General features: G+C 67.6%; 4 protein-coding genes. All 4 read left to right on the top strand.

What is annotated here, in order from left to right:
• The first annotated feature begins 643 nt into the window (after positions 1–643).
• Positions 644–991 (top strand): ArsR/SmtB family transcription factor, encoded by a 348-nt coding sequence (locus ACLL9L_RS09710; RefSeq protein ID WP_411284447.1) that lies wholly within the window; start codon positions 644–646, stop codon positions 989–991.
• A complete protein-coding gene (locus ACLL9L_RS09705) occupies positions 988–1,428 on the top strand; it encodes an SRPBCC family protein (RefSeq protein ID WP_411284446.1) in 441 nt (146 codons plus the stop codon). Before ACLL9L_RS09710 ends, ACLL9L_RS09705 begins: the two co-directional genes overlap by 4 nt.
• The gene (locus tag ACLL9L_RS09700) at positions 1,425–2,021 is read left to right on the top strand and encodes a maleylpyruvate isomerase family mycothiol-dependent enzyme (RefSeq protein WP_411284445.1); all 597 of its coding nucleotides are present in this window, start codon (positions 1,425–1,427) and stop codon (positions 2,019–2,021) included. Before ACLL9L_RS09705 ends, ACLL9L_RS09700 begins: the two co-directional genes overlap by 4 nt.
• A 524-nt stretch (positions 2,022–2,545) precedes the next feature.
• Positions 2,546–2,863: TIGR02391 family protein (locus ACLL9L_RS09695; protein ID WP_411284444.1), on the top strand; the 318-nt coding region annotated here is incomplete at its 3' end.

Below are 2,863 nucleotides of genomic sequence, written 5' to 3'. Positions count from 1 at the left end.
CCACGACGAGATGAAGGGCCGCTGGCGCAACCCGATCAAGGGGATGGGCTGGTACCGGGGCACGAAGAAGGCGTTCGCCGCGCTCCCCGAGGACCCTCCCCGCGGCTGACGAGCGCGCCGGCTCCCCCGACGGCGGTCGGCAGCCCCGTGCGCCGTCGGATCGTGCGGATGCCGAAGCGGCTCACGAAGCACGGGTCAGCTCGTGGTGTGCCGCAGACGTCGACACCGTTAGCTCAACGGCCAGCAGGAGGGCGATGAGTACGTAGACACGTAGACGCTGTCGGCAAGCAGCGGTTCCCTCTCGCCAGGCCTTCAGGCGGTGACGAGCTAGGCGACGGGGCTGAGGTCTTCTCAGTGGTTCGCCGCAGCCCGCTCGATGCAGAGGAGCATCGTGACCGGCACTTTGACACGGGCACCACGTACCAGCGCCCGTGTTGGCTACACGACGATTGTCGGCGGCACCTGCGCTCATCTGCGGTGAGGCCCCTCGTCCGCACGCGGCGGTAAGACTCAGGGCAGACCCGCGCGGATCGCGGCGGATGAGGTTCTTGCGTGAGCCCGAGCCGCCCCAGCGCTACCCACATAGCGGAGGCCACGGCGTGCTCAAGTTGACGCTTGATAAAGCGTATGCTTGAATTCAGCTATGGGATCCGCCATCGACGACCAGCGGCTCGATGCCCTGTTCACCGCGCTCAGTCACGGCACCAGGCGCGACATCGTGACCCGGCTGAGCGCCGGCGAGGCGACGGTCAAGGAGCTGGCGAAGCCGTACGCCATGAGCATGCAGGCGGTGTCGCAGCACATCCGGGTGCTCGAGCGGTCCGGCCTGATCAGTCGGGGGCAGCACCGGCAGACCCGGCCGTGTCGGCTCGAACCGGCGGCGCTCGAGGCCGCCTTCTCTTGGATCGAGGAGAGCCGGCGCACGTGGTCAGAGCGAATGGACCGGCTGGAGACGCACCTGGCCCACGTGCAGACGCGGGAGAACCAGTGAACGATGACGAACTCGTCTATCGGCGGGTCTTCCGCGCGCCGCGCGAGCTGGTGTGGCGGTGCCTGACCGAGCCCGCCGAACTCACGCACTTCTGGGGCCCACGCGGTATGGCCACCCCGGTCGACGGCGTCATTGTCGAACTTCGGCCCGGCGGCCGGTTCGAGACCCTGATGAACGGTGAGGCCGGCAGCCACCGGATGGTCGCGACCTTTACCGAGGTCGTTCCGCCCGAGCGGCTTGCCTGGTTCGAGCCGGCGAGCGGGATGCACACCACCAGCACGTTGGGCGACCTCGGGGACGGCAGCACCTCGGTCGTCATCCATCAGCGGCACGTGCCCGAGGCGATGCGCATACCCCAGGCCCGCGCCGGCTTCCTCACATCCCTCGACAAGCTCGAGGAACACCTAGCGCACCTCATGCAAGGAGAGCGATCGTGACCGACCTGCAGTCCTTTGTGGCGCCGACCTGCGATCGGCTCGCCGATCTCCTCGCCGCCGCGGCCGTCGACATCTGGGACGCGCCGTCGCTGTGCGAGAAGTGGCTGGTGCGGCATGTGATCGCGCACATGACGATGCCGGTGCGGCTGACTCCCGAGCAGTTTGTCGCCGAGATGGCGGCGGCCGGGGGAGACTTCACCGTGCTCTCCGACACCGTGGCCGCGCGGGACGCTTCGCTGCCGCTCGTCGACCTCCTCGATCAGCTCCGATCGCCGAGACTGCACGCGTGGCAGCCGCCGGGCGGCGGTGCAGCCGGTGCCCTGAGCCATGCTGTCATCCACTCCCTGGACGTGACGATCGCGCTCGACCGGCCCGTGGTCGCACCAAGAGAGGCTTTGAACGCCGTCCTCGACCAGCTCACCGCCGTCAACGGCACCGTGTTCGGGGTCGACCTGAGCGATGTCCTGCTCGAGGCCACCGACACCGGCTGGGGCTGGGGAACCGGCCAGCTCGTCCGCGCAGACAGCGGCTCACTCCTGGCGCTACTGAGTGGGCGCGCGTTGCCCGACGGTCGGAGTCTGCCCCGACGCTGACACACGAGACCGACGCGCCTGCAGAGGGATCCTGTTTGTCAGGACGGCTCACGTCCGCACAACAAGCAGATCCAGTCACATGGGTGCGCCGACAGGCGGCGGTCTGACGCAGGGGCACGAGCAGCAGCCTTGATACGCGAATCGCGGCCGAGGACATCTGACACGCGTCGGCTCCTGGAGGGCGGGCGGATGGCGAACCACGTCTACCTGTTCCCATCAAGAGGTCTCCGCTTGCCCGGCTCGTCAACCTATTCTGAAGGCATGTGTCAGCCCATCATCCCTGGGGACGACATCAGGAACCTGTCCTTGCCTGACCTCGCGGTGACACTACTGGCTAGGCAAGCTGCAAGCGACCAGATCATTCTCAACAACGTCCTCCGAGGGATGGACATGGCACTGGGCGAGTCCCCGCCGCGTGACGGGGAAGCTCTGCTCGTGCGCATGGCTGACGCTTGGGCATGGCTGGAGGGAGAGGGACTCATCGCCACCCACCACAAGAACCCATCACCGGCCATTGGCAGCGCGTGAGCGAGACGGGCCGTGATACATCGAAGGATCCCAACGCCGTCACGAAGGTGTGGGCGGCGGACCGGCTTGCCGGGGACCTCGATCCGCTGCTCGTCTCGTCACGATCCAACTTCGCCCTTGGGGACTACGAGACTGCTTCGTTCGCCGCGATGAAGGCGGTCGAGGTGGAGGTGCGGCGAGTGGCCGGGTTACCGAACGAAATGCTCGGCGCGGCCCCAATGCGGAAGGCATTCGGTACGAAGGATGGCGCCCGCCGGGATCCGGACGCGGAGGGCGGTGAGCGGCAGGCCACCGCCGAATTGTTCGCCGGAGCC

The organism is Lapillicoccus sp. (assembly GCF_046595215.1).
Classification (GTDB): domain Bacteria; phylum Actinomycetota; class Actinomycetes; order Actinomycetales; family Dermatophilaceae; genus Lapillicoccus.
This window is presented reverse-complemented; position numbering and strand designations above follow the sequence as displayed.

What these genes read in the sequence shown, in the direction of transcription:
- ACLL9L_RS09710 (WP_411284447.1), top strand. Translation starts at nt 644, where the DNA reads ATGGGATCCGCCATCGACGACCAGCGGCTCGATGCCCTGTTCACCGCG.